The organism is Butyrivibrio sp. WCE2006 (assembly GCF_000701985.1).
GTDB lineage: Bacteria > Bacillota > Clostridia > Lachnospirales > Lachnospiraceae > Butyrivibrio.
On sequence record NZ_JNKH01000090.1, the window covers coordinates 1 to 1,991 of the forward strand.

The window sequence follows — 1,991 nt, forward strand, 5'->3', positions numbered from 1 at the left end:
GAACTTAAAGGAAAAGTAATCGCACGCTTTGAAGATGGAATGCCTATAGAAGAAATTGCTCAAAAGTCACATGTTTCCGTGGATGAGGTAACGGAAATCCTGAAGGAGAAAAAACTAATTACGGAATAATCTTGAAGATATAAACGTTATATCGATTATGGTTATATGTTATAAGAAAATGAGGGTGTACAGCTTTCATCAGAGTGTTAACTGCTTCTGTTTCCTTGCACCATTTCCATACACCCTTCCATCCATTGCCAAATCGACCAAGCATATCCCACTCCGGTTGGAGGGAAAGATATCTGTTGGATTCACCGGTAATCTTATCTATAACCGCTTTCAGGACAAGATAATCGGTCGGCCCCTCAGAGACAATTCCTATAACTTTACTCATAATAACTCCGGAACGCCTCCTAAAACACCGTTTATCCAAAGCCTGGATAATGGCTGGTTCATCTCAAGAAGTTCATCAGATACCTGAATTCTTCTTATCTCAACATGCCCCTGCCTATTCCTTTCCGTAGTAAACAATCGTATATCATCATTTGATAGGTCCAGTCCATCAAGAACGAGCGGATTATGGGTTGTTATAAATACAGTCTTATTTTCTTCAATTATTTTTTGACTAAATATTTCCGCAACTTTTCTTGCAAGTCTTGGATTCATGGCATGATCAAAATTATCGATTGCAAACATTTTCGGTGCTTTTTCATGCATAGCAAGTGCAAGCATAAATAAAACATAAAGCGCACCTTCGCTGGCATCGTAACCGGTGAATGAAGCAGTATCTTTCAGGTACTTATCCTTAAACTCTATTATCTGCTGAGTGGTCGGAACTCCCGGATTTAATATTGTTTTTTTAGGCTTACTGACTTTAAAATCCGATGCCCAGTCAATCAGTTCAAGCATGTCTTCCATGAACATGCTTCCAAACATATACTCCTCACCATCCTCATGGAGAAGATCCTGTATTGCCTCAGCAAGTCTGCCTCCATTAAGTCCAATGGGATTAGCCTGTGCAGGATCCGCAACTGTTCCTCTAAGAGTTAATGTATCCGGCTGATATATGCCATAGTTTCCAATATATTTGGCCGCTGTAGTATATTCCTTTGCTGCAAGTGATTCAGAAATTGTAAAATAACCGATTTTGTTATTAAGCTGGGCGCTGGTCCTATTACTACGACCATAGACAGCTTCCCCATCACAAGACACACTTTCTGCGAAATATTTCCAGGAATCATCATCATTAGGAACTGTCAGATGACTGATATAATCATAATCATGTCCATCCAGTTGCCATTCCAGAGAAAAATCTACTGTTTTTGATTCTTTTTCAATAGACAAAAATTTAGATTTATACAAAGATGAAGTGCTAAGACGGACGCCCTTTCTCTGCAGACTGTTAGAATTAACCCTATCTGTCATGGCTGCACTGAGGACGCCTATTGCCTCCAGAACAGAAGACTTTCCTGAACCATTGGCACCAATAAATACATTAACCCTGCCAGGCTCAAATGAAACATCATATAATGACTTAAAGTTCTGAATAGCAATTTTTTTTAGTTCCATTTCTCCCATTTAAATATGCTCCTTTTAGAAAAAAATGCTGTATCTAAATATAAGATGATTATAACACTTTCTTCGTAATAGTATGTATCTAAATTTTATAAAAATGCGTAAAATAGCCATTTTCCGGCTTTTTAAATATTGTAGAAAAGTGTATTTTATATTTATCTAAAGTTGAATATAATGTTATGATTTTTCTTAAAAATGGCATATCTAACGATTTAATAGAGCAGCTACAAATATAGAAATCTTCGACTATTTCATATGTCCTGGATTGGGCATCAAGCACTAAAATCTGAACAGGATTAAAAGCTGTTCACGCTCGTGAGAAGGCAAAATTTGTAATGATTAAATTTGCTGAGAAGTGTAGCAGATATTTTGTATCGTGCTTACCTAATAGCATATAAAAAGGGATTACAGTCCAT

2 protein-coding genes are annotated in these 1,991 nt (G+C 36.9%); both read right to left on the reverse strand.

Annotated elements, in window-relative coordinates:
* Window positions 1-118: 118 nt before the first annotated feature.
* Entirely contained in the window at window positions 119-394 is a 276-nt protein-coding gene (locus tag T501_RS19355) for a hypothetical protein (RefSeq protein WP_044917161.1), read from the reverse strand.
* On the reverse strand, window positions 391-1,578 hold the full coding sequence (locus tag T501_RS19360; RefSeq protein WP_242845584.1) for an AAA family ATPase: 1,188 nt from the start codon (window positions 1,576-1,578) through the stop codon (window positions 391-393). Before T501_RS19360 ends, T501_RS19355 begins: the two co-directional genes overlap by 4 nt.
* Between the last annotated feature and the right edge of the window lie 413 nt (window positions 1,579-1,991).